Genomic DNA, 23,842 nt, shown 5'->3' with positions numbered 1-23,842 from the left:
GACATCTTTCCGGTGGGAGGTCCGGCACCTGACCCCGGGGCGGGCCGGAGACCGGAGGGTCGGGTTACGGGAAGGTGGCGCTGAGGCAAGGGTCCGCCATGCCGTGCGGGCATGCCGCGGCGGTCACAGGGAGTGTTCGCGGACCCCTCGCGGGCGTATTGACAGCCGCTCACCAGGATCGCAGTCTGTTTCGCATAGCGATTCGCGTTTCGTCATTCACAACTGAAGGGGTGCCCGCGGTGACTCCAGTGTCTCCCCCGAGCCTCATCGCCACCCTCGGCGGCGGCCTCTACACCGACGACGCCGTCTTCCGGCGCGAGCAGGAGCTGATCTTCGAGGCCATGTGGTTCTGCGCGGTCCGCGCCGAGGACCTCGACGGGCCCGGCGCGTTCCGCACCGTCCAGGTGGGCAGGGAGAGCGTCATCGTCAGCCGCGCCGGCGACGGTACGGTGCGGGCGTTCCTCAACGTGTGCCGGCACCGCGGCGCGCGGCTGTGTGTGGAGAAGACCGGGCGGGTGCGGCGGGCGTTCCAGTGCCCGTACCACGCCTGGGCCTACGACCTGGACGGCACGCTGATCGCGGCCCCCAACCTCGGCAAGATGCCCGACGTCGACCGCGTCGAGTACGGCCTGGTCCGCGTGCACGTGCGTGAGTGGCTCGGCTACGTGTGGGTGTGCCTGGCCGAGAGCCCGCCGCCGTTCGAGCGGGACGTGCTCGGCGCGGTGGTCACCCGGCTCGGCGACCTCGCGTCCATCGAGAACTACGGCGTGGAGCGGCTGCGGGTGGGCCGCCGGATCGTCTACGACGTGAAGGCCAACTGGAAGCTCATCGTCGAGAACTTCATGGAGTGCTACCACTGCGCGACCATCCACCCCGAGCTCACCGAGGTGCTGCCGGAGTTCGCCGACGGGTACGCCGCGCAGTACTTCGTGGGGCACGGCGCCGAGTTCGGCACGGACATCCAGGGGTTCACCGTGGACGGCTCGCCGGGGGTGGCCCGCATCCCCACGGTGAGCGCCGACCAGGACCGCCGCTACTACGCCATCACCATCAGGCCGCAGGTCTTCGTCAACCTGGTGCCCGACCACGCGATCGTGCACCGCATGTTCCCGCTGGCCGCGGACCGCACCGTCGTGGAGTGCGACTGGTTGTTCCTGCCCGAGGTCGTGGCCGGCGGCGCCGACCTCGGCCCGTCGGTGGAGCTGTTCCACCGGGTCAACGAGCAGGACTTCGCGGCGTGCGAGCGCTGCCAGCCCGCGATGGCGTCCCGGGCGTACGCCGGCGGCGGCGTGCTGGTGCCGAGCGAGCACCACATCGCCGAGTTCCACGACTGGGTGGCGGGCAGGCTCGGCCTCAGCCGCTGAACCCCAGGCGGTGGCTGATGTCGGCGGCCCCCTCGATGAGGACGGGCGCCAGCTCGTGCATGCGCTTCTCGCTGAAGCGGTAGGCGGGGCCTGAGGCGCTCACCGCGGCCACCACCTCGCCGTCGTACGACCGCACCGCGGCGGCCACGGCGTTCAGCCCGATCTCGTACTCCTCCAGCGTCACGGCGTACCCCCGGGCCCGCGCCTCGTCGAGCTGCGGCACGAGCTCCTCGGCGGTGGTGATGGTGGCGGGGGTGAAGCGCGGCAGCCCGCCCGCGGTCAGCAACTGGTCGCGGTGGCGCTCGTCGAGGTGGGCGAGCAGCACCTTGCCGCTGGAGGTGGCGTGCAGCGGGGTGAGCTGGCCGACCCAGTTGTGCGCGGTGACCGCCGAAGGGCCGCGCACCTGGTCGAGGTTGACGGCGTAGTGGGACCGCACGACGGCGATGTTGACGGTCTCGCCGATCTCCTCGGCCAGCCTGCGGCACACCGGGCGGCCCTGCTGGGTGAGGTCGAGCCGGGCGGCGACCCCGCCGGCCAGCCGGATGACGCCGAAGCTGAGGCGGTACTTGCCGCGGTCCTCGGCCTGCTCGACGAGGTTCCTCGCCTCCAGGGCGCCGAGCAGCCGGAACGCGGTGGACTTGTGGACGCCGATCTCCGCGGCGATCTCGCTGACCCCGGCCTCGCCGCGCTGGGACAGGATCTCCAGCACGCTGATGGCGCGGTCCACCGACTGCACGCCGGCCGAGGAATCGTTGCCCATAGCGGGGACTGTAGGCGGTCGGCCGTGACGTCGTCCATTTGGCTCCGGGGCGGCTCAGGCGGGACGGACTGTTGCGAATTACGCACCCTTATGCGTCAATCGCTACGAATGTAGGCACGCGCCTGATGCGTGAGCGAGACGAGGGACACATGTACGACTTCGTCATCGTCGGCGGCGGCTCGGCGGGCAGCGCGCTGGCCAACCGCCTGTCCGCCGACCCCGCCACCAAGGTCCTCGTCCTGGAGGCCGGCCGCCCCGACAGCCTCTGGGACGTCTTCATCCACATGCCCGCGGCGCTGATGTTCCCCATCGGCAGCCGCTTCTACGACTGGAAGTACGAGTCCGAGCCGGAGCCCTTCATGGACGGCCGCCGCATCTACCACGCGCGCGGCAAGGTGCTCGGCGGCTCCAGCAGCATCAACGGCATGATCTTCCAGCGCGGCAACCCCCTGGACTACGAGCGCTGGGCGTCCGATCCCGGCATGGAGACCTGGGACTACGCGCACTGCCTGCCCTACTTCAAGCGCATGGAGAACTGCACCGCCGACCCGGGCACGCCGTTCCGCGGCCACGACGGGCCGCTGGTGCTGGAGCGCGGACCGGCACGCGGCCCGCTGTTCGAGGCGTTCTTCCAGGCCGTGCAGGAGGCGGGTCACCCGCTGACCGACGACGTGAACGGCTACCGCCAGGAGGGCTTCGCGCCGTTCGACCGGAACATCCGCCGTGGGCGCCGCCTGTCGGCCGCCCGCGCCTACCTGCATCCGGTGCTGCGGCGCCGGAACCTTGAGGTCAGGACCCGGGCGTTCGTCACCGAGATCGTGTTCGAGGGGAACCGCGCGGTCGGGGTGCGCTACAACGGCCGCACGGTGCGGGCGGGCGAGGTCGTGTTGTGCGGCGGGGCGATCAACACGCCACACCTGCTGCAACTGTCCGGCGTGGGCGACCCGGAGGTGCTGAAGGCCGCGGGCGTGCGGCCGGCGCACGAGCTGCCGGGCGTCGGGCGGAACCTCCAGGACCACCTGGAGGTGTACGTGCAGTACGCCTGCGCGAAGCCCGTGTCGATGCAGCCCGCGATGAAGTGGCGCAACCGCCCGTGGATCGGCGCGCGGTGGCTGTTCCTGCGCGACGGGCCCGGCGCCACCAACCACTTCGAGGCCGGCGGCTTCGTGCGCGGCAACGACGAGGTGCGCTACCCCAACCTGATGTTCCACTTCCTGCCCGTCGCGGTGCGCTACGACGGCTCGGCCCCGGCCGGCGGGCACGGCTACCAGGTGCACGTCGGCCCCATGTACTCCGACGCGCGCGGCTCGGTGCGCATACGCTCGGCCGATCCCCGCGAGCGCCCGGCGCTGCGCTTCAACTACCTGTCCACCGCGCAGGACCGCAAGGAGTGGGTCGAGGCGGTGCGGGTGGCCCGGCACATCCTCACCCGCCCGGCCATGGACCCGTTCAACGCCGGCGAGTTGTCCCCGGGCCCGTCGGTGGAGAGCGACGAGGAGATCCTGCGCTGGGTCGCCAGGGACGGCGAGACCGCGCTGCACCCCTCGTGCACCGCGCGCATGGGCGTGGGCGAGGGGGCGGTGGTGGATCCGCTCACCATGCGGGTGCACGGCCTCGACGGCCTCCGCGTGGTGGACGCCTCGGTCATGCCGTACGTGACGAACGGCAACATCTACGCCCCGGTGATGATGGTCGCGGAGAAGGCCGCCGACCTGATCCGCGGCGACACGCCGCTCCCGCCGGAGCCGGTGGAGTTCTACCGGCACCCCCTCACCTCGTGACGTGCCGCGTGGTGCGGCTTTTTTGTCGCCGAGGGAACCATGACGGGCCTTGACGGGCTCCGGCTGAGGGTCGATTCTGTTCCTCGTTAAGCATTCTGGTGCGTCATACGCAACTGAAGTGCGTGGTGAGGCCTGCCCCAGGCCTTTCCCTTGGCGGCCGGAGGGCCCGCAGGGCCTTGGCGCCCTCGACCCGCGAGGTGACCATGACCGCGACGTCGCCGGCCGAAGTCTCGCGGCCCGCCATGCCCGAGGAACCGGTGGTCCTGGACGTGCGCGGCCTGTGGAAGGTGTTCGGGCCCCGTGCGGACCGGGTGCCCGGCTCGCCGCTCGCCGAGCTGTCCCGCGGCGAGCTGAAGGAACGCGCCGGCTGCGTGGCCGCGGTGCGCGACGTGACGTTCGGCGTGCGCCGCGGCGAGGTGTTCGTGGTCATGGGCCTGTCCGGCTCGGGCAAGTCCACGCTGGTCCGCTGCCTCACCCGGCTGGTCGAGCCGACCGCGGGGGAGGTGCTGCTTGACGGGCAGGACATCCGCAAGGCCGGGGACAGGGAACTGCGCGAGATCCGCCGCCACCGGTTCGCCATGGTGTTCCAGCACTTCGGGCTGCTGCCGCACCGTCGGGTGCTGGACAACATCGCGTACGGCCTGGAGATCCGCGGCGCCGCCAAGCAGGCCAGGTACGCGCGGGCCACCGAGATGCTCGACCTGGTGGGCCTGTCCGGGTACGGCGGGTCCTACCCCGACGAGCTGTCCGGCGGCATGCAGCAGCGGGTGGGCCTCGCGAGGGCCCTCGCCGTGGACCCCGAGGTGCTGTTCTTCGACGAGCCGTTCTCGGCGCTCGACCCGCTGATCCGCCGCGACATGCAGCAGGAGGTCATCAGGCTGCACCGCGAGGTCGGCAAGACGATGATCTTCATCACGCACGACCTGGACGAGGCGCTCAAGCTCGGCGACCGCATCATGGTGATGCGGGACGGCGCCGTCGTGCAGACCGGCACACCCGACCAGGTGGTGGGCGCGCCCGCCGACGACTACGTGCGCGACTTCGTGAGCGAGGTGGACCGCGCCGGGGTGCTCACCCTGCGCTGGATCATGCGGCCGCCGCGCGACGACGACGCGCCCGGCGGTGCCGAGCTCGGCCCCGACGTGGTGATCAAGGACGCGGTGCGCACCGTGCTGCGCGCCGACCGTCCGGTGCGGGTGGTGTCCGGCGGCGAGTTGCTCGGCGTGGTGGGCGCCGCCGAGATCCTCGAGGTGATCGCCGAGTGACCGCGGTCGCGGCGGCGCGCCGGCCGTTCCTGTCCCGCCCCTACCTGCTCGGCGGCGTCGTCGCCGTGTGGGTGCTGCTGTGGATCGCGTTCCGCGGCCAGGCCACGCTGCCGCTCGGCGGCGCGGAGCTCACGCCGCTGCACCAGCGCGTCGGGGCCGCCGCCGAGACCATCGACAACAGCCGGAACTCCAACCCGTTCTTCCTGTACTTCGTGAACTACATCCGGCTGTTCATCGACGAGTTCGTCTCCTTCGTGCAGGCGCTGATCAGCCGCCCGTCGTTCGGCCGCCCGGTGCCGGTGGTCGGCTGGCTCGGCGTGACGGCCGTCGCGACCGCCGCCGCCCTGCTGTGGGGCAACGTCAGGGTGGCCCTGCTCACCGCCGCGGGTTTCGCCTCCTTCGGGCTGCTCGGCCTGTGGGAGGAGAGCATGGACACCCTGGCCCTCACCCTGTCCGCCGTGCTGCTCTCGCTGGCCGTCGGTGTGCCGCTCGGCGTCTGGGCGGGGCTGGACACGCGGGTCGAGCGGGTGTTCTCGCCGGTGCTCGACTTCATGCAGACGATGCCGACGTTCGTGTACCTCGCACCGCTGACGTTGTTCTTCCTCATCGGCCCGGCCAGCGCCACCGTCGCCACCATGATCTACGCCATCCCCCCGGCCATCCGCATCACCGCGCACGCCATACGCCAGGTGCCGCGCGAGAGTGTGGAGGCGGGTGTGTCGCTCGGCTCGACACCCGGGCAGATCCTGCGCAAGGTACGGCTCCCGCTGGCCAAGCGGACCATCGTCGTCGGCGTCAACCAGACCATCATGGCGGCGCTTTCCATGGTCACCATCGCCGCGCTCATCGACGCGCCCGGTCTCGGCAAGACCGTGCTGAAGTCCCTGGAGACCCTGGACGTCGGCACGTCGTTCAACGCGGGCCTCGCCATCGTGATCATGGCGATCGTGCTCGACCGGGTCACCACGGCGGCCGGGCGCCGCGTCGAGACCCGCCGGCGCGACCGTCCGCCGTGGTGGCGCCGCGCCGGGATCGCCGCCGTGCTCGCCGTCACCGCGGTGCTCGTCCACCTGTCCCACATCTACGTGTGGGCCGCGGTGTTCCCCGGCGCCGGCGAGCTCGGCGCGCAGGTGCGCCAAGCCACCGGAGGGGCCAGCGAATGGGCGCAGACCCACCTGTACGCCGCCACCGACGGTCTGAAGAACCTCGTCACCTACGGCCTGCTCAACCCGTTCGAGGCGCTGCTCGCCGGGTCGCCGTGGTGGCTCGTCACCGCCGGGGTCACCGCCGTGGCGCTGGTCGTCGGCGGCGCGCGCATCGCGGCCGTCTGCGCGGTGTGCCTGGTGCTGCTCGTGGCGCTCGGCCTGTGGCAGGACAGCATGGTCACCCTCGCCTCGACGCTCGTGGCCACCGTGCTCGTCATGCTGCTCGGCGTCGTCGCCGGGGTCTGGATGGGGCGCGACGACCGGGCCGACCGGGTGATCCGCCCGGTGCTGGACGCCGGGCAGACCATGCCCGCGTTCGTGTACCTCGTGCCCATCCTCGGCCTGTTCGGCGCCACCCGGTTCACCGCCATCCTCGCCGCCGTCGCGTACGCCGCGCCGGTCGCGGTCAAGCTGGTCGCCGACGGCGTGCGCGGCGTGTCGGCGAGCGCCGTGGAGGCGGCCACCGCGGCCGGGTCGAGCACCTGGCAGCTCATCTCCAAGGTGCAGCTCCCGATGGCCAGGGCGTCGGTGGCGCTCGCCACGAGCCAGGGCATCTGCTACGTGCTCGCCATGGTGGTGGTCGGCGGCCTCGTCGGCGCGGGCGCGCTCGGGTACGACGTCGTGTCCGGCTTCGCGCAGCTCCAACTGCGCGGCAAGGGCCTGGCCGCCGGGCTCGCCATCGTCGTGCTCGGCACCCTGCTCGCCGCCGTCACCCGGGCCGCGGCCCGCAGGGCGGACGCCGCGGCGCACGGGAGGCACTGATGAGAAGGGTTTCTCGGGGGTTCGCACACGCGGGTGCGGGGCGGCCGCCTCAGGCGGCTTTCGGATAGAGGAGGACCTTGGTGACACTTTCCAGGATCGCGCGGCGTCAGGCCTCGGGAGCGGTCGCGCTCGCGGCCGCCGGCCTCCTTGTCTCCGGCTGCGGCGGCGCGAAGGTGGGGGAGGGCACGCCCTCGTCCGGCGCCGCCTCCGCGTCCGGCGGCAAGGCGTGCGGCGCGGTGAACATCGCGATCAACCCCTGGGTCGGGTACGAGGCCAACGCGGCGGTGATCGCGTACGTGGCCGAGAAGCAACTCGGCTGCACCGTGACGAAGAAGGACCTCAAGGAGGAGGTGGCCTGGCAGGGTTTCGCCACCGGCGAGGTGGACGCGGTCGTCGAGAACTGGGGCCACGACGACCTGAAGGAGAAGTACATCGAGCAGCAGAAGGTCGCGGTCGAGGCCGGGCCCACCGGCAACAAGGGCGTGATCGGCTGGTACGTGCCGCCGTGGATGGCCGCGAAATACCCCGACATCACCGACTGGAACAACCTCAACAAGTACGCCGACCTGTTCAAGACCTCCGAGTCCGGGGGCAAGGGCCAGTTGCTGGACGGCGATCCCTCGTTCGTCACCAACGACGCGGCGCTGGTCAAGAATCTGAAGCTGAACTACAAGGTGGTGTACGCGGGCAGCGAGGCGGCGCTGATCACCGGCTTCCGGCAGGCCGAGGCGCAGAAGAAGCCCATGCTCGGCTACTTCTACGAGCCGCAGTGGTTCCTCGCCGAGGTGAAGCTGGTCAAGGTCAACCTGCCCGCCTACACCGAGGGCTGCGACGCCGACGCCGAGAAGGTCGCCTGCGACTACCCGCCGTACGAGCTCGACAAGATCGTCAGCACGAAGTTCGCCCAGTCGGGCAGCCCCGCGTACGACCTGGTCAAGAACTTCACCTGGACCAACGACGACCAGAACCTCGTGGCCAAGTACATCTCGGAGGACAAGATGACCCCCGAGCAGGCCGCCGAGAAGTGGGTCACCGACAACCCCGACAAGGTCAAGGCCTGGCTCCCCACCGGCTGACCTTCCCTGACGGGCCCGTCCCGTCACCCATGCTCGGCCCGGCCGGACTCCAGGGCTCAGTCCGGCCGGGTTCGGGATCTCTTGACACCCCTCCCAGCGCGGGTCAGGCTTGTTGCGGCAAGCGCTACTTAGTTCCATCATGCGCAACGGAGGTGGCGTATGGCAGGCCCACGGGTCGTCGTCATCGGGGCCGGCGTGGTGGGCGCGGCGCTCGCCGAGGAGTTGTCGGCCCGCGGGTGGCACGACGTCACCGTGCTGGACCAGGGGCCGCTGCCCGCACCCGGCGGGTCCACCAGCCACGCGCCGGGGCTGGTGTTCCAGACCAACCCCTCCAAGACCATGACCGCCCTCGCCCGCTACACCGTCGAGAAGCTCCTGCGGCTCGGCTGCTTCCTCCAGGTCGGCGGCCTGGAGATCGCCACCACCCCCGAACGGCTGCGCGAGTTGTCCCGCCGCCACGGCTGGGCCACCTCCTGGGGCGTGGACGCCGAGCTGCTCGGCCCCGAGGAGACCGTCGCCCGCCACTCCCTGCTCGACCCCGCCCGCGTGCTCGGCGGCTTCCACGTGCCCACCGACGGCATCGCCGAAGCCGTGCGCGCCGTCGAGGTGCAGCTCGCCGCCGCCCGCGAACGCGGCGTGCGCGTGCTCGACCGGCACGAGGTGCTGGAGGTGCTCACCAGGGGCGGCCGGGTCACCGGCGTCCGCACCGGCCGGGGTGACATCCCCGCCGACGTCGTCGTCTGCTGCGCCGGCATCTGGGGGCCCAAGGTCGCCGCCATGGCCGGCATGACGCTGCCCCTCACCCCGCTCGCCCACCAGCTCGCCTGGACCGGCCCGGTGCCCGCCCTGCGCGGCCGGGCCGGCGAGGCCGTCCGCCCGATCCTGCGCCACCAGGACGCCGACCTGTACTACCGCGAGCGGGGCGACCGGCTCGCCGTCGGCTACTACGGCCACCGGGCCATGCCGGTGCGCCCGGAGGACATCCTGCCGGTGGACGAGGCCGAGGTGATGCCCTCGCTGTTGCGCTTCACCGCCGGCGACTTCGCCCCCGCCTGGGAGGAGACCCGCTCGCTCCTGCCGTGCACGCGGGACACCAAGATCGAGGAGGGGGTCAACGGGCTGTTCTCCTTCACCACCGACAACATGCCCCTGCTCGGCCCGTCCCCGGACGTCGAGGGCTTCTGGGTGGCCGAGGCCGTCTGGGTCACCCACTCCGCGGGTGTCGGCCGTGCGGTGGCCGAGTGGCTCGTGGACGGCCACTCCACGTTCGACCTGCACGAATGCGACGTCAACCGCTTCGAGCCCCACCAGCTCGCCCCCGCCTACGTGCTGGCCCGCGACTGCCGCAACTTCGACGAGGTCTACGACATCATCCATCCCCTCCAGCCGCCGGAGCTGCTGCGCCCCCTGCGGGTCAGCCCCTTCCACACCCGGCAGCGCGAGCTGGACGCGTACTTCCTGGAGGCGAACGGCTGGGAGCGCCCCCAGTGGTACGGCGCCAACGCCCCCCTGCTGGAAGGCCGGGACGTGCCCACACCCGGCGACTGGGCGGCCCGCCACTGGTCGCCCATCGTCGGAGCCGAGGCCCAGGCGTCCCGCGAGGGTGTCGCGCTGTACGACATGACCGCGCTGAAACGGCTGGAGGTCGCCGGGCCGGGCGCCGCCGCCTTCCTCGACCGGGTGTCCACCGGGAGGGTGGACCGGCCGGCCGGCACCGTGACGTACTGCCTGCTGCTCGGGGAGGACGGCGGCATCCGCAGCGACGTCACCGTGGCCCGGCTCGGTCCCGAGCTGTTCCAGGTCGGCGCGAACGGCAACCTCGACCTCGACCGCCTCACCCGCCACCTGCCCCGCGACGGCTCGGTGACCGTCCGGGACCTCACGCCCGGCACCTGCTGCGTCGGGGTGTGGGGGCCGCGGGCCCGCGACGTGGTGGCGCCGCTCACCGACGCCGACTTCTCCGCCGAGGGTTTCCGGTACTTCCACGCCAAGCGGGCGTACATCGGGGCGGTGCCGGTGACCGCGCTGCGGCTGTCGTACATCGGGGAGCTCGGCTGGGAGCTCTACACCACGGCCGACATGGGGCTCAGGCTCTGGGACACCCTCTGGGAGGCGGGGCGGCCGTACGGGATCCTCGCGGGCGGCCGCGGGGCGTTCACCAGCCTGCGCCTGGAGAAGGGCTACCGGGCGTTCGGGGTCGACATGACCGACGAGCACGACCCGTACGAGGCCGGGCTGGGCTTCGCCGTGAAGCTCGACAAGGGCGACTTCGTCGGGCGGGAGGCCCTGGAGCGGCGCCGCGCGTCGGTGACCCGCCGCCTCGCCTGCCTGACCGTCGACGACCCCGCCGGCGTGGTGATGGGCAAGGAGCCGGTGTACGACGGCGCCACCCCCGTCGGGTACGTGACCAGCGCCGCCTACGGGTACACGATCGGCAGGGCCGTCGCCTACGCCTGGCTGCCCGCCGCGCTCGCCGAGCCAGGGCGGGCCGTCGAGATCGGCTACTTCGGTGAACGCGTCCCGGCCGTGGTGGCCGCCGAGCCGCTCTTCGACCCCGCGATGACGCGGCTGCGCGCATGACGGACGGGAGGACCGTGAACGGACCGCTGTGGCACAGCCCCGACCCGGAGGCCGCCTACGACGTGGTGATCGTCGGCGGCGGCGGGCACGGCATCGCGACCGCTTACTACCTGGCCAAGAACCACGGCGTGACCGACGTGGCCGTGCTGGAGAAGGGGTGGCTGGCCGGCGGCAACATGGCGCGCAACACCACCATCATCCGGTCCAACTACCTGTGGGACGAGAGCGCGGGCATCTACGAGCACGCGCTCAAGCTGTGGGAGGGCCTGGAAGAGGAGCTCGGCTTCGAGGTGCTGTTCAGCCGGCGCGGCGTGGTGAACCTCGCGCACAGCCACCAGGACGTGCGCGACGGCATGCGCCGCGTCAACGCCAACCGGCTGAACGGGGTGGACGCCGAATGGCTGACCCCGTCGCAGGTCGCCGAGGTCTGTCCCGTCGTGGACGTGCGGCAGGACACCCGCTACCCGGTGCTCGGCGCCACCTACCAGCCGCGGGGCGGCATCGCCAAGCACGACCTCGTCGCCTGGGGGTACGCGCGGGCCGCGTCGGCGCTCGGCGTGCACTTCATCGAGAACTGCGAGGTCACCGGGATCGAGGTCTCCGGCGGGCGGGCCGTCGGCGTACGGACCACGCGGGGGCGCATCGCCGCGGGGCGGGTCGCGCTGTCCGCCGCCGGGCACTCGTCGGTGGTGGCGGCGACCGCGGGGGTGCGGCTGCCGGTGCGGAGCCACACGTTGCAGGCGCTGGTCTCCGAACTGCTCGAACCGGTGCACCCCACCGTGGTGATGTCCAACGCCGTGCACGTGTACGTCAGCCAGGCCCACAAGGGAGAGCTGGTCATGGGGGCCGGCATCGACGCGGCCACCTCCTACCGGCAGCGGGGCGCTTTCCACGTCATCGAACGGCAGATGGCGGCGGCGCTGGAACTGTTCCCCGTCTTCGCCCGCGCGCACGTGCTGCGCACCTGGGGCGGCGTGGTGGACGTCTCGCCGGACGCGTCCCCGGTGGTCGGGCTCACGCCCGTCGAGGACCTGTACGTCAACTGCGGGTGGGGGACCGGCGGCTTCAAGGCCACCCCCGGGGTCGGCTGGTGCTACGCCCACACCGTCGCCACCGGCGAGCCGCACCCGCTGAACGCGCCGTTCACGCTGGACCGATTCACCACAGGGGCGCTCGTCGACGAGCACGGCGCCGCCGCCGTCGCCCACTGAAGGAACCCTTTCGATGCTGCTCATCCCGTGCCCGTGGTGCGGCCCCCGCGACGAGACCGAGTTCACCTACGGCGGGCAGGCCGGCGTCGCCCACCCCGCGGACCCGTCCGGCCTGACCGACGAGGAGTGGTCCCGCTACCTCTTCTACCGCGACAACCCCAGAGGGCCGTTCCACGAGCGCTGGAGCCACGCGGCCGGCTGCCGCCGCTGGTTCACCGTGACGCGGGACACCGTGACCAACGAGATCCTGCCGTCCGGCGCTTCGGGAGCGGCGCGATGAGCCGGCGTCTCGGGCGCGACGGCGGGGAGCGGCTGCGCTTCACGTTCGACGGGCGGCCGTACGAGGGCCGGGAGGGCGACACGCTGGCCGCCGCGCTGCTGGCCGGCGGCGTGCGGCGGATCGGCACCAGCGTCACCCTCGGCCGTCCCCGCGGCATCTACGGCTCGTGGACCGAGGACCCCACCGCGGTCGTCCAGATCGAGCACCCGTTCCCCGAGCCCATGGTGCAGGCCACCACCGTTCCCCTGTACGACGGCCTCGCCGCCACGTCACTCTCCGGCCGCGGGCGCCTGGCGGCCGCCCCCGACCCGGCGAGGTACGACGCCGTGCACACCCACTGCGACGTCCTCGTGGTCGGCGCGGGCCCCGCCGGCCTGACCGCCGCCCGCGCCGCCGCCCGTTCCGGTGCCCGCGTCGTCCTCGCCGACGACCGTCCCGTCCCGGGCGGCACCCTGCCCGACACCGCGGACCAGGTGGAGGGCCGTCCCGGCGCGGCCTGGGCCCTCGACGTCGCGGCCACGCTGGCGACGCTCCCCGGCGTCCGCGTGCTGACCCGCACCACCGTCATCGGCTACTACGACCACAACTACCTGGTCGCCGTGGAACGCCGGGGCGAACGGGCCGTCACCCGTGAACGCACCTGGCACATCCGCGCCCGGCACGTGATCCTCGCCACCGGCGCCACCGAACGCCCCGTGGCCTTCGCCGGCAACGACACCCCCGGCGTGATGCTGCTCTCCGCCGCCCGCGCGTACGTCAACCGTTACGGCGTCCTCCCCGGCCGCCGCGCCGTGATCTTCACGACCGCCCCGGAGGCCTCCTACGGCGACCTCACCGCCGCCGGGCTGGCCGTCGCCGACGTCGTCACCCCCGGCTCCCCCCACCTGGTCACGGGGGTGTGCGCCACCCCTGACGAAGGGCTTCACGCCGTCCGGCTGGGGCCGGCAACCGTGGAAGCCGACCTCCTCCTGGTCTCCGGCGGCTGGAACCCGGTCACCCACCTGTACTCCCAAGCCGGCGGCCGGCTTCGCTACGACCGGTCCCTGGCCGCCTTCGTCCCCACGACATCCCCGCCGGGCCAGTCCGTGAGGGTGGCCGGCGCCGCCCGCGGCCTCCACGCCCTGGACGACTGCCTGGCCGACGGCGAGTCCGCCGTCGACGTCCCGGCCGGGACGTCCACCGAGCCGTTGTGGCTGGTCCCGGCGGACGACTACTCGACGCACTTCGTGGACCTCCAGCGGGACGTCACGGTGGCGGACCTCCAGCGTGCCCTCGGGGCGGGCCTGCGTTCGGTCGAGCACGTGAAGCGGTACACCACGGCGGGCACGGCCCACGACCAGGGGAAGACGTCCGGCGTCCTGACCGCCGCGATCGTCGCGCGGCTCCTCGGCGCGGACGTCGCCGCCGTGGGGACGACGACGGCCCGTGCCCCGTACGTCCCGGTGTCCTTCGCGACCCTGGCGGGCCGGGACAGAGGAGACCTGCACGACCCGATCCGCGTCACCGCCATGCACGACCGCCACGCGGAGGCGGGCGCCGTCTTCGAGAACGTCGGCCAGTGGAGACGCCCCTGGTACTACCCGAGGCCGGGGGAGGACATGGCGGCGGCCGTCCGGCGCGAGTGCGCGGCGGTGCGAGAGGCCGCCGGTGCCCTGGACGCCTCGACCCTGGGGAAGATCGACGTCCAGGGTCCGGACGCCGCCGAGTTCCTCGACCGCCTCTACACCAACATGATGAGCACCCTGAAGGTGGGCGCCATCCGGTACGGCCTCATGTGCCGCGCCGACGGCATGGTGTTCGACGACGGCACCGCCATCAGGCTCGCCCCCGACCACTACCTCGTCACCACGACCACCGGCAACGCCGCCGCCGTCCTCGACTGGATGGAGGAGTGGCTCCAGACCGAGTGGCCCGCCCTCCGGGTCCGCTGCACGTCCGTCACCGACCACTGGGCCACGGTGGCCCTCGCCGGCCCGCACTCCCGCCGGGTCCTGGCCGCCCTGGCGCCGGACCTCGCGGTGGACGCCGCGAGTTTCCCCTTCATGACCTGGCGCGACACCACGGTGGCCGGCATCCCGGCGCGGGTCTGCCGCATCAGCTTCTCCGGCGAGCTCGCCTACGAGATCAACGTCACCCGCTGGCACGGCCAGGCCCTCTGGGACGCCGTCATGGGCACCGGCGCCGTCACCCCGTACGGCACCGAGGCCATGCACGTCCTGCGCGCCGAGAAGGGCTACTCCATCATCGGCCAGGACACCGACGGCACCGTCACCCCGCACGACCTCGGCATGAGCTGGATCGTCTCCCGCAAGAAGCCCGACTTCATCGGCAAACGCTCCCACACCCGGGCCGACACCATCCGCCCCGATCGCCGCCGCCTGGTCGCCCTCCTCCCCGAGGACCCCCACATCCTCGTCCCCGAGGGCGCCCAGCTCGTGGAACACGACCCTCTGCCACCGCCGCCGGTCCCCATGCTCGGCCACGTCACCTCCAGCTACCGCAGCGCCGCCCTCGGCCGCACCTTCGCCCTGGCCCTGCTGGCCGGCGGCGACCACCGCACCGGCACCCGCCTCCACGCCGTGTCAGGCGGCACGAGCATCCCGGTGACCGTCACCACCCCCGTCCTGTACGACCCCGAGGGCACCCGCCGCGACGGCGCCCCCGCCGAAGCCGTCCTGGACGTCCCCCCGCCCCCCGACCCCACCCGCACGACCCCCGCGGAGGGTTTCCCCGGCGTCTCCACCCCCCGCGTCCACATCCACGAGATCCCCTACCTCCGCATGACCGGCGTCCACGGCGAGCAGGCCCTGCCCGCAGGCACCTGGGAGACCCGGGGGACCACGGACGTCGCCTGGCTGGGCCCCGGCGAGTGGCTCGTCATCGGGGACGAGATCCCGGCCCGCTCCGCGGAGGTCGCCGTGACGGACGTCTCCGCGCAGCGCACCACCATCGCCGTCAAGGGCCCAGGCGCCCGGGACCTCCTCTCCCACGGCTGCTCCCTGGACCTGCACCCGTCGGCGTTCCCCGCTGGGAGCTGCGCCCAGACGACGGTCGCCCGCGCCCAGGTGATCCTCCTCGCCCGCGCCCACGACGAGTTCTGGCTCCTGGTGCGCGCCTCCTTCGCCCGCTACCTCACCGCCTGGCTCGCGGACGCCGCCGTGGACCCCGTCCGGTGACGGCTCAGCCGGACGCCAGCCGCCGCCCCTCCGCGAAGAACGCCGCCAGATCGTCCACCTCCGACAACGGCCGCGCCGCCCCGAACGGCGCGTTCCAGAACTCGCCCTCCCGGGGCTGCCACGGCCCCACGTAGGCGTACGGCTCGTCGAGGTGACCGTCGCCGAGCGAGATCCCGTAGTTGACCTCGTCCACCGAGATCCCGAGATCGAAGTGCTCCGGCCACAACACCGGCGTCACCCCCGGCGCGAACGCCCGCAACGCCGCGTCCCCCCGGCCCAGCGCCTCCGCGAGCACCCCCGCCGCCTCCGCGTCCACCACGACCACGTCATCCGGCGCGCCCCCCGAGCCGTCGTGGTACAACCCCTCAGGCGCCCCGGCCCCGCTCCCCGTGACCTCCCCGAGCTCACGGAGCGTGCGCCCGTTCAACTCCACCCGCGTCTCCCCGGCCACCAGGACGACACCCTCCACCCGCAGCACCGGCTCGGCCACCGTCGCGAACCCCCCCGGCGTCACCCCCAGCCGGATCGTCCCACTACGCCGATATTGCGGCCCCGCCATCACCAGTTCGGCCACCGCATGCAGCGCCTTACGCGTAGCCACCGGTTCGTTCGCATTCATGAGGACAAGCCTGCTGGACCCCACCCCCGGCCCGCCACACCGCCCCACCAGGTAACTCTTCGTGATTGATTCGCTACCGACGAGTGACTACTCTTTGACCCATGCCGACCGCACAGAACCCCCTGATGGCACGGTGACCTGGTGACCACAGTCACGATCGCCGAGCTCAACGCCAAGTACAGCCGCCGCTGGCTCGTCTCCGACGCCGTGGGCGGCGGATGGTACGCCGTGCGCCGCCAGGGCCTCTCGGCCCTCCTCCTCCGCCACGGCCTCTCCAACGTCCGCTGCGCCGCGACCCTGGAGGAACTGGCCGCCCACCTGGCCGCGGAGTCCCAGCTCGAAGTCACCCTCGCTCAGGCGTGCCCCACCTCTGGCCGCACCATGTCGTGAGCGGCCTCCGGCCCTGCCGCCTCATCATCCACATCCACCGCACGGTCGCCCGCGATATCGTCGCCCTCCAGACGTCCGGAAGGAGATGACATGTCCGACATGCCCCGCCTCACCCTCACCGCGACGGTGCTCGACGCCCCGCACGCTCGCGAACTCGCCGCCTTCTACCAGCGTCTCCTCGGCTGGCCGATCAAGGACGACGAGGGCGACTGGGTCACCCTCCGCCCTCCCGGCGGTGGCACCGGCCTGTCCTTCCAGACGGAGAAGGCGTACGTCCGTCCCACCTGGCCCGCCGGCCCCGGCGACCAGCAGATGATGACGCACCTGGACATAGAGGTCGAGGACCTCGACGCGGCAGGGGCGCACGCCGAGGCGGCCGGCGCGACCCTGGCGCCGTACCAGCCGCAGGACGACGTCCGCGTCTACCTGGACCCGGCCGGCCACCCCTTCTGCCTCTGGATCCCCTGACCCCGGTCCTAGCGCGTGGCGCGCTGGAGCTCCGCGACCGCCTTGGACAACGACTCCAGGTCGTGGTGGCCGTGGTACCTGGCGCCGTTGAGGAAGATCGTCGGAGTGCCGCGGACGCCGCTGTTCCGGCCGGACTCCTCGTCCGCGGCGATGCGTTCCAGATGCTCGGGCACCCGGCGCCACGGCTCCACACCAAGCGAACGGGCGTACTTCTCCAGGTCGGGGTGGTTCAGGTGGCGCTGGTTCGCGAACAAGGTGTCGTGCATCTCCCAGAACCTGCCGTGGTCGGCGGCGTCCTCGGCGACCAGCGCGGCCGGGGCGGCGTGCGGGTGCAACTCGCGGAGCGGGAAGTGCCGGAAGACCACCCGTAGATCGGGATGGCGCTCCTGGAGCCGTTCCAGCACCTGGTGCAGCCGCCCGCAGTACGGGCACTCGAAGTCGCCGTACTCCACCAGCGTCACCGTGGCATCTTCGGGACCGCGCACGTGATCTCCCTCGTGGACCGGCACGGCGAGCGTCTCGGGGAGTATCTCCTCGGGCCCGGTGCGCGGCGGCGCGCAGACGCCACCCTGGTCCCACGCCATGCGGAAGATCACCCAGCCGAGGATCGCCGCGACCAGCGACCCCGCGATGATGCCGATCTTGGCGTCGGTGCGCATCACGGCGTCGGTGAAGGCGAGGTCCACGATGAACAGTGAGACCGTGAACCCGATGCCGGAGACCGCCGCCCCGCCCAGCATCTGCCCCCACACCAGGTTGCCCGGCAGCACACCCCAGTTGAGGCGCAACGGGATCCACGTACCGAGCGAGATCCCGGCCAGCTTTCCCAGCACCAGCCCGAGCACGATCCCCCACGTGATGGCGGACCCCACCGCGTGGCGCAGCGACCCGCCGTCCAGCCGCACCCCCGCGTTGGCCAACGCGAAGATCGGCACGATGACGTGGCTGCTCCACGGATGCAGCATGACCTGCAGCCGCTCGTTGACCGACACCGCCTGCCGCACCGTCCGCGCCGCCTGGACCGCCAGCCGCGCGTTCGGCTTGCTGGTGAACTCCTGCACCGCCTCACCCGCGAGCATCACCTGGTGCTCACGCGGCGCGTACACCAGCACCAGCGCCCCGAGCGCGATCCCCACGAGCGTGGGATGCACCCCGCTGCGCAGCGCCGCCAGCCACAGGGCGAACCCGAGGATCACATACGCGGGTGCCCGCCAGAACCGCAACCACCGCAACGTCACGATCAACGCCAGCAACGCCACCGCCCACAGCAGCGCGGCCACCGAAAGGTCCTCGGTGTAGAACACGGCGATCACGAGGATCGCCAGCACATCGTCCACGATCGCCAGCGTCAGCAGGAACGCCCGCAACGGCTCCGGGCACCGCGCCCCCACGATGGCCAGCACCCCGAGCGCGAACGCCGTGTCCGTGGCGATCGGCACCCCCCACCCACCTGCCCCCGCCCCACCCGCGTTCACCAGCAGGTACACCCCCGCCGGCACCACCATCCCACCCAGCGCCGCCACCGCCGGCACCGCGATCAGCCGCCGGTCCCGCAACTGCCCCACAGCCACCTCACGGGAGATCTCCAGCCCGATGACGAAGAAGAACACCGTCATCAGCCCGTCGTTCACCCAGTGCCGCAGATCCAGCGAGAACGTGTCCCCGTTGAACGAGATCCCCAGCGTGAGATGCCAGAACCGCTCATACGTATCCGCCCACGGCGAGTTCGCCCACACCAGCCCGGCAAGTGTGGCCACGAGCAGCACGCTGGTGCTACCCACCTCGGTCTTGAGAAAGGTGCGCATCGTGTGATTCCCCCCGGCGAGTGTACGAGTACCCTCGCCGGGGACACGGCCGGGTACCCGCTCAGCGCAGCCAGCCGTCCAGCGGAGGCGCCGTGACGAGCGGGGCGAGACGCTCCTTCAGCCAGGCGCTGAGCTTCATGTCCACCTCCGCCGGCTGTTCCTTGCCGTAGAACAACGCGAGTTCACGAAGATTTTCGATGTTCGGGTTGCCCCCCACCACGTTCGCGACGGCAGGGGGGACCTTGGTCTGTGTCAACGCCCAGGGCCGCAGCGACTTCATGTAAGCGTTCTCATGGGCGGGGTACTTCTGGCGAATCCGGTGCAGCAGGAGCAGATAACGAGGTAACCCCTGCTGCACGAACAACCAATGCTCGGTCGACTGGAAGGTGGTCGGCCACACGGCCCCCGCCAGGTAGGCGCCGATCGCGTTGACATAGGTCTCGGCGTGCAACGTGAACTCGTGCACGAAGACCTCCAGCCACTCACCGACCTCCCCCGCCCACGGCTCGGTGTCCTGCACGGCCAGCGGATACTTCGGGATGACCGTCTCGACGGTCACCCGCCAGACCACCTCGTGACGCTCCTCCTTGGGGACCTCGCCGAGCGCCGAGCCGAAGACGTGCACCGCGTTGTACCCGGTGGCGTCCACCTGGTGCCCCCCTTTGGGTGTCGCCAAGAGGCTGGTGTTCGCCCACGTCCCGCCGTACCTGGCCGCGACCGTCCCGCTCAGCCTGGGCCCCTGCCCGGTCACCCGCTCGATCCTCTCCAGCAACGGCTGCGTGAACGTCGCGGGCGTCTCACGTCCCAGTGCCTTCTCGACTTCCGTGCGCTCGTTCCCGGTCACCGGGACGCGGTCCAGTTCCTGGAATATCCGCCACGCTTCCGCGACCCGTTCGTTCTGCACCTTCACATGCTCCCCGGTGGGCCCGGAGAACTTGTCCTTGAAGATTAATTCCTTCTCTTTCCCCGACTCCTCAGGAACGTTCTCTGTCATTTCCGCCCTCTCACCCTTTCTCCCACCGTCCGGCGGATCAGACCGTATTACCCCCGCGCCACCCATGGCGAGAGCGCACCTGACCAGATCCGGACACCGCCCAGTGCCCAGCCCAAGAAGGATCTAAGGTTCCTTTACTCAACACCCATCACAACCGTGATGAACTATCACAAGCCCTACCAGCGGAAGTGCCGGCACTGCGAAGGACCGTCCCCCATGTACGACCCCGTGTCCGCCCTGATCCAGCTGAGAAAGGCCTTCAACCACCACGACCTGGACCTGCTGTCCGGCTGCTTCACCCCAAGAGCCGTCCTGGTGGCCCCCGACGGCGTAGGCCAGGGCCGCGAAGAGATCGCCTCCTACTACGCCCAGTTCATCGAAGCCTTCCCCGACTCCCGATGCACCCCCCAGACCGTAACCGTCCAAGCCGACTCCGTGATCGTCGAATACACCCTCACCGGCACCCACAACGGCCCCTGGCTGATCCCCGGCGGCGACTACGCCGCCCCCACCGCCCGCCCCATAATCGTCCGCGCCTGCAGCGTCTCCCACCTGGAAACCGGCTTGATCGCCAGCCACCGCATCTTCTACGACCAGATGGAACTCGCCGCCCAACTAGGCGCCACCCTGTACTTCCCAGCCCACGGCGACCCCTCCCCCTGATACGGCAACTGCCCTAGCCCTCCATAAGCGGCACAGATATACACCAAGCAGAACGCCCTCTGCGCGAAAAGCTGCCATCCTGTCATTTCTCGAAGCCGCACAGCGCCTGGAAATGCTCCTGGACAACCCCCTCAACCCTCGAAATCCCCATTCCCCCTCCCACGGAAGAAGCCCTCTACCAGCTATGGCTGGTCAGAAGGGCCAGGGACTCTTCTGCAGCCCGCCGACTGGACCAATCGAAGCGACCAACTACGGTGACCCCCCATGAGACTCCTCATCATCGGCGGCACCGGTCTCCTCGGCAGCGAACTGGTCCGCCAGTCCTTGGCCGCCGATCACGAGGTGGCCGCGACCTACCTGACCCGATCAGGACAGACCGCAGGTGTCGATTGGTTGCCACTCGATGTGCGCCGCCGAGAAGACGTCAACGCCCTGATCGCCGCATCTCACCCACAGGTGGTCATCAACGCCGCGTACCGCCAGACGGACTGGCCGACCACAGCCATCGGGCCCGTGAACGTCGCCCTGGCCGCCTCCGCGTCAGGCAGCCGCCTGGTCCAGGTGTCCAGCGACGCGGTCTTCTCCGGCATCGCGATCCACTACGACGAGACATGCCTCCCCGACCCGATCACCCCGTACGGCGCCGCCAAAGCCGCCGCCGAAACAGCGGTGGCCGCGATCGCACCAACCGCGGTGACAGCCCGCACATCCCTGATCATCGGTGACGGCACTTCCCCCCACGAGACCCTCGTGCATTCACTCGCCACCGGCGCAACAAGAGGAACGCTGTTCACCGACGACATACGATGCCCCGTACACGTAACCGACCTGGCCGCCGCACTCCTGGAACTGGCCGCATCCGAACACCACGGCATCCACCACATCGCCGGCACCGACGCCCTGAGCCGCTACGAACTGGGCCTCCTCATCGCCCGGCGCGACAACCTGGACCCGGCCCGATTGCCACCAGGCCGACGAGCGGACACCACCATCCCCGGCCCCCTGGATGTGCGCCTGGACTGCACCATGACCCAACAGCGCCTCACAACCAAGCTGCGCGGCGCCCGGCAGTTCCTGACCTGAGCCGCCCCAAGGGTGCGTGTCACCGCTGAGACGGCTTGCGGTACGTGACCGGTTTGTCGCCCTTCCCGGGGAACGCCATGATCAGCAGACGCTGGCCGCCCTCTTGTGGTCCTTGCCACTTGAACCAGTCGTAGTGAACGCGGATCCGGTAGTGACCCGCCCGGCCGTTGAGCGACAGGTCGGGAAACTCGGTTCCGCTGAGATCGTCCCTGAGCACGATCTCGCCGGTGGGGCTTTCGTAGCCGACCTCGACGACGTGGTCCCAGCCCTTGGTCTCCACCGGTGGGCGGCGGGTGTAGGTCTCCAGGGTGACGCAGAGGTCGAAGTCGGAGTGCGTCAGGATCGTCAGGTGACCGGGAAGGGCGGCCACCAGACCGTTGTCCTGAGCCTTGTCGAGCAGACCGTCCTCGTACGGGTCCCCACCGTCCTCGGTGGGCTCGTACGCCTCCACGACCCCGTAGTCCGTCCACTGGGGTTCCTTCATGCGGATCGTCTTGGCTGGTTCGACGAGCGGACGGTGGGGCGCGCTCGAGTCGCACATGCGCTGCGCGTCGGCCTCCCACTCCTGGAACTCCCGGTCTTGTTCAGCGGCCGCGGCCTTGACCACGGCGCCGGCGCTGGGGCAGATCTCTGCGAGCGGGTAGGTCAGAGCGTCGCGCGTCAGTCCCTGCGTCGTCTGAAGGCGGGCGACCTCCTGGGGATCGTTGCGGGTGTAGATGCCGCACAGCCAGCGGGCGTGGGTGAGGACCATGGCGTCAGGCGTGGCGGCGGGGAGCTTGATCACATTTCCCTGCCGGAGGGAGCACACGAGTCGCTGGTCCCTGGTGAGCTCAGGACCCTCGGGCTCGCCGCTCCACGCCTCGCGTGGGGTGCAGTCCTCGGCCGGGGTGACCGGGCCGGGGACCAGGTCCGCCGCGGGCACGAACACGAGCGCGACCAGCGTGGCGACCTGGGCCGGCAGGAGCATGCGGCGGCTCACGCGCCGGGCCGGTGGGATCGGGTACAGCACCAGCAGGAGCAGGGCGGAGACGAGCAAGGCCGCGCCGTACCACGCCGGTGAGATGCCGAGAAAGATCTCACCGGCGTGCTTCTGGCTGAACAGGCTCTCCGGGTAGATCTGTGTGCCTTCGTAGAAATCGCCGAAGTCTTCAGGCACGGGCGTCGCTGTGAGCGCGCTGGCGAAGCCCACGGCAGCGGCGATGACCAGCGACAGCGTCGTGAACCGCAGGGTACGGCGGGTCCGGTGCAGAACAGCGGCCAAGATCAGCAGCGCGGGGCCGCCGACGCCGACGAAGACGTCCAGGCCGAGCCAGGCCAGAGCGTTCCCGCTGCCCCCGTCCACGCGGACGAACCGCTCGATCACGCCTCTGGGGCCGATCCAGAGGTACGTGCCGTTCACCAAGTTGACGACGGCAGGGATCAGCGGCAGCGCGACGGCCACGGCGGCCAACGGCCACCACCTGGCCGCCTGCCGTACCGGCACGCGTCCCGGGTCCGGCTGGGGAAGGGGGGCCGCCAGCTCGTGGGCGGTCCTGGCGTCCCAGACCAGTCCGAAGACACTGGCAGCACCGAGGAGCGTGTAGACCGTGAGGATGCTCGGGAACCCGCTGTCGCCGAACGAGACCGTCCCGGTGGGCTGGAGGACCGACATCGTCTGCGCGACGACGCCTGTCCGGACGGTCGCCGCGCTCCAGCGTGGATCCTCGGCCTGGGCGATGAGAATCGACACCGACCATGCCACCCAGACGTAGCCGTACCCCCCGGCCAGGTCGAAGATCCACCCAGCGGAGTGCAGGTCGAAGATGTCGGTGATTTCCTGACCGAGGTTGCTCACGACGGCGATGGTTCCGACGACCAGGGAAAACAGCCGCAACCTTTGGGAGACGGTGTCCCGGAGCACCAGGAAGAACAGCCAGACGATGGCCAGTTGAACGCAACCGCAGGCGATTCCCGTCACTGACCAGACCCAGTAGATACTCCATGCGTGAATCAGCGGCATGCCGGCGATGCTGATCAGGCTGTAGCCGACGCTGAGATACAGGGCGAGCCGCAGCAGGCCGACTTTCCTGCCCCGGTGTGTCAGCTCGCCCCTGGCGCGCCCGCGCAGCACCTGCCACAGGGCCCACGCCTGAAGCGCTCCGATGAGAATCAGGACGACCGTCAGCCCCCACGGGACGGTGAGGGTCTTCTCCCCGGGGCCGAGAAACCACTCCATGCCAGGGTCGCGGGTGACGATCTCCCAGAGGAGGCCACCCTGCGCGGTGGTCAGCGCGTAGACGCCCAACCCGGCGACCACGGTGAGATAACCCAGCGCGATCAGGGTGGCGATCCTGCCGAAACGGTATCGACGCATGGCCATC

The 23,842-nt window shown here is 71.1% G+C and carries 18 protein-coding genes; 13 read left to right on the top strand and 5 right to left on the bottom strand.

Annotated elements, in window-relative coordinates:
• The first annotated feature begins 248 nt into the window (after nt 1-248).
• The gene (locus tag ABGB17_RS30525; RefSeq protein ID WP_347635753.1) at nt 249-1,364 is read left to right on the top strand and encodes an aromatic ring-hydroxylating dioxygenase subunit alpha; all 1,116 of its coding nucleotides are present in this window, start codon (nt 249-251) and stop codon (nt 1,362-1,364) included.
• On the opposite strand, the gene ABGB17_RS30520 is transcribed toward ABGB17_RS30525, so the two are convergent.
• Nucleotides 1,354-2,124 carry an IclR family transcriptional regulator gene (locus tag ABGB17_RS30520; RefSeq protein ID WP_347635749.1) on the bottom strand — a complete coding sequence of 257 codons (771 nt, stop codon included), beginning with the start codon at nt 2,122-2,124 and terminating at the stop codon, nt 1,354-1,356. The genes ABGB17_RS30525 and ABGB17_RS30520 overlap by 11 nt on opposite strands.
• 125 nt (nt 2,125-2,249) lie before the next feature.
• Between ABGB17_RS30520 and betA the strand changes: the two genes are divergently transcribed.
• From betA to ABGB17_RS30480, 8 genes are all read left to right on the top strand, one after another.
• Nucleotides 2,250-3,905, top strand: coding sequence for a choline dehydrogenase (gene betA / locus ABGB17_RS30515; protein WP_347635745.1), 1,656 nt, complete (start codon nt 2,250-2,252; stop codon nt 3,903-3,905).
• A 242-nt stretch (nt 3,906-4,147) separates the two neighbouring features.
• On the top strand, nt 4,148-5,170 hold the full coding sequence (locus tag ABGB17_RS30510) for a glycine betaine/L-proline ABC transporter ATP-binding protein (RefSeq protein ID WP_347635872.1): 1,023 nt from the start codon (nt 4,148-4,150) through the stop codon (nt 5,168-5,170).
• Nucleotides 5,167-7,137: an ABC transporter permease subunit gene (locus tag ABGB17_RS30505; RefSeq protein WP_347635733.1), complete on the top strand. Its 1,971-nt coding sequence runs from the start codon at nt 5,167-5,169 to the stop codon at nt 7,135-7,137. The genes ABGB17_RS30510 and ABGB17_RS30505 overlap by 4 nt, the downstream gene beginning before the upstream one ends.
• 80 nt (nt 7,138-7,217) lie before the next feature.
• A complete protein-coding gene (locus ABGB17_RS30500; RefSeq protein ID WP_347635729.1) occupies nt 7,218-8,213 on the top strand; it encodes an ABC transporter substrate-binding protein in 996 nt (331 codons plus the stop codon).
• 159 nt (nt 8,214-8,372) lie between these two features.
• Nucleotides 8,373-10,793 carry an FAD-dependent oxidoreductase gene (locus ABGB17_RS30495; RefSeq protein ID WP_347635725.1) on the top strand — a complete coding sequence of 807 codons (2,421 nt, stop codon included), beginning with the start codon at nt 8,373-8,375 and terminating at the stop codon, nt 10,791-10,793.
• A 14-nt stretch (nt 10,794-10,807) separates the two neighbouring features.
• The gene (locus tag ABGB17_RS30490) at nt 10,808-12,004 is read left to right on the top strand and encodes a sarcosine oxidase subunit beta family protein (protein ID WP_347635722.1); all 1,197 of its coding nucleotides are present in this window, start codon (nt 10,808-10,810) and stop codon (nt 12,002-12,004) included.
• 13 nt (nt 12,005-12,017) lie between these two features.
• Nucleotides 12,018-12,284: a sarcosine oxidase subunit delta gene (locus ABGB17_RS30485; protein ID WP_347635718.1), complete on the top strand. Its 267-nt coding sequence runs from the start codon at nt 12,018-12,020 to the stop codon at nt 12,282-12,284.
• A complete protein-coding gene (locus tag ABGB17_RS30480) occupies nt 12,281-15,460 on the top strand; it encodes a 2Fe-2S iron-sulfur cluster-binding protein (protein ID WP_347635716.1) in 3,180 nt (1,059 codons plus the stop codon). The genes ABGB17_RS30485 and ABGB17_RS30480 overlap by 4 nt, the downstream gene beginning before the upstream one ends.
• A 4-nt stretch (nt 15,461-15,464) precedes the next feature.
• On the opposite strand, the gene ABGB17_RS30475 is transcribed toward ABGB17_RS30480, so the two are convergent.
• Entirely contained in the window at nt 15,465-16,079 is a 615-nt protein-coding gene (locus ABGB17_RS30475) for a hypothetical protein (RefSeq protein ID WP_347635712.1), read from the bottom strand.
• A 141-nt stretch (nt 16,080-16,220) separates the two neighbouring features.
• On the opposite strand from ABGB17_RS30475, the gene ABGB17_RS30470 reads away from it, so the two are divergent.
• Nucleotides 16,221-16,469: a hypothetical protein gene (locus ABGB17_RS30470; RefSeq protein WP_347635708.1), complete on the top strand. Its 249-nt coding sequence runs from the start codon at nt 16,221-16,223 to the stop codon at nt 16,467-16,469.
• A 90-nt stretch (nt 16,470-16,559) separates the two neighbouring features.
• Nucleotides 16,560-16,937, top strand: coding sequence for a VOC family protein (locus tag ABGB17_RS30465; protein ID WP_347635706.1), 378 nt, complete (start codon nt 16,560-16,562; stop codon nt 16,935-16,937).
• Between the two features lie 8 nt (nt 16,938-16,945).
• Here ABGB17_RS30465 and nhaA read toward each other — a convergent pair whose 3' ends face one another.
• Nucleotides 16,946-18,742 carry a Na+/H+ antiporter NhaA gene (nhaA, locus tag ABGB17_RS30460; protein ID WP_347635703.1) on the bottom strand — a complete coding sequence of 599 codons (1,797 nt, stop codon included), beginning with the start codon at nt 18,740-18,742 and terminating at the stop codon, nt 16,946-16,948.
• Between the two features lie 61 nt (nt 18,743-18,803).
• Complete coding sequence (locus ABGB17_RS30455; RefSeq protein ID WP_347635701.1) at nt 18,804-19,736, bottom strand: hypothetical protein; 933 nt, start codon at nt 19,734-19,736, stop codon at nt 18,804-18,806.
• A 216-nt stretch (nt 19,737-19,952) separates the two neighbouring features.
• Between ABGB17_RS30455 and ABGB17_RS30450 the strand changes: the two genes are divergently transcribed.
• The gene (locus tag ABGB17_RS30450) at nt 19,953-20,399 is read left to right on the top strand and encodes an ester cyclase (RefSeq protein ID WP_347635699.1); all 447 of its coding nucleotides are present in this window, start codon (nt 19,953-19,955) and stop codon (nt 20,397-20,399) included.
• Between the two features lie 264 nt (nt 20,400-20,663).
• A complete protein-coding gene (locus ABGB17_RS30445) occupies nt 20,664-21,482 on the top strand; it encodes a sugar nucleotide-binding protein (protein ID WP_347635697.1) in 819 nt (272 codons plus the stop codon).
• Nucleotides 21,483-21,501: 19 nt separating this feature from the next.
• On the opposite strand, the gene ABGB17_RS30440 is transcribed toward ABGB17_RS30445, so the two are convergent.
• Complete coding sequence (locus ABGB17_RS30440) at nt 21,502-23,835, bottom strand: hypothetical protein (protein WP_347635695.1); 2,334 nt, start codon at nt 23,833-23,835, stop codon at nt 21,502-21,504.
• Between the last annotated feature and the right edge of the window lie 7 nt (nt 23,836-23,842).

The organism is Sphaerisporangium sp. B11E5 (assembly GCF_039871875.1).
Classification (GTDB): Bacteria; Actinomycetota; Actinomycetes; order Streptosporangiales; family Streptosporangiaceae; genus Sphaerisporangium.
Note: the sequence above shows the minus strand (reverse complement) of the source record. Positions and strands in the feature narration are given on the sequence as shown.

What these genes read in the sequence shown, in the direction of transcription:
- ABGB17_RS30520 (WP_347635749.1), bottom strand. Translation starts at nt 2,124, where the DNA reads ATGGGCAACGATTCCTCGGCCGGCGTGCAGTCGGTGGACCGCGCCATC.
- betA (WP_347635745.1), top strand. Translation starts at nt 2,250, where the DNA reads ATGCGTGAGCGAGACGAGGGACACATGTACGACTTCGTCATCGTCGGC.
- ABGB17_RS30510 (WP_347635872.1), top strand. Translation starts at nt 4,148, where the DNA reads ATGCCCGAGGAACCGGTGGTCCTGGACGTGCGCGGCCTGTGGAAGGTG.
- ABGB17_RS30495 (WP_347635725.1), top strand. Translation starts at nt 8,373, where the DNA reads ATGGCAGGCCCACGGGTCGTCGTCATCGGGGCCGGCGTGGTGGGCGCG.
- ABGB17_RS30485 (WP_347635718.1), top strand. Translation starts at nt 12,018, where the DNA reads ATGCTGCTCATCCCGTGCCCGTGGTGCGGCCCCCGCGACGAGACCGAG.
- ABGB17_RS30480 (WP_347635716.1), top strand. Translation starts at nt 12,281, where the DNA reads ATGAGCCGGCGTCTCGGGCGCGACGGCGGGGAGCGGCTGCGCTTCACG.
- ABGB17_RS30475 (WP_347635712.1), bottom strand. Translation starts at nt 16,079, where the DNA reads ATGAATGCGAACGAACCGGTGGCTACGCGTAAGGCGCTGCATGCGGTG.
- ABGB17_RS30465 (WP_347635706.1), top strand. Translation starts at nt 16,560, where the DNA reads ATGTCCGACATGCCCCGCCTCACCCTCACCGCGACGGTGCTCGACGCC.
- nhaA (WP_347635703.1), bottom strand. Translation starts at nt 18,742, where the DNA reads ATGCGCACCTTTCTCAAGACCGAGGTGGGTAGCACCAGCGTGCTGCTC.
- ABGB17_RS30455 (WP_347635701.1), bottom strand. Translation starts at nt 19,736, where the DNA reads ATGACAGAGAACGTTCCTGAGGAGTCGGGGAAAGAGAAGGAATTAATC.
- ABGB17_RS30450 (WP_347635699.1), top strand. Translation starts at nt 19,953, where the DNA reads ATGTACGACCCCGTGTCCGCCCTGATCCAGCTGAGAAAGGCCTTCAAC.
- ABGB17_RS30445 (WP_347635697.1), top strand. Translation starts at nt 20,664, where the DNA reads ATGAGACTCCTCATCATCGGCGGCACCGGTCTCCTCGGCAGCGAACTG.
- ABGB17_RS30440 (WP_347635695.1), bottom strand. Translation starts at nt 23,835, where the DNA reads ATGCGTCGATACCGTTTCGGCAGGATCGCCACCCTGATCGCGCTGGGT.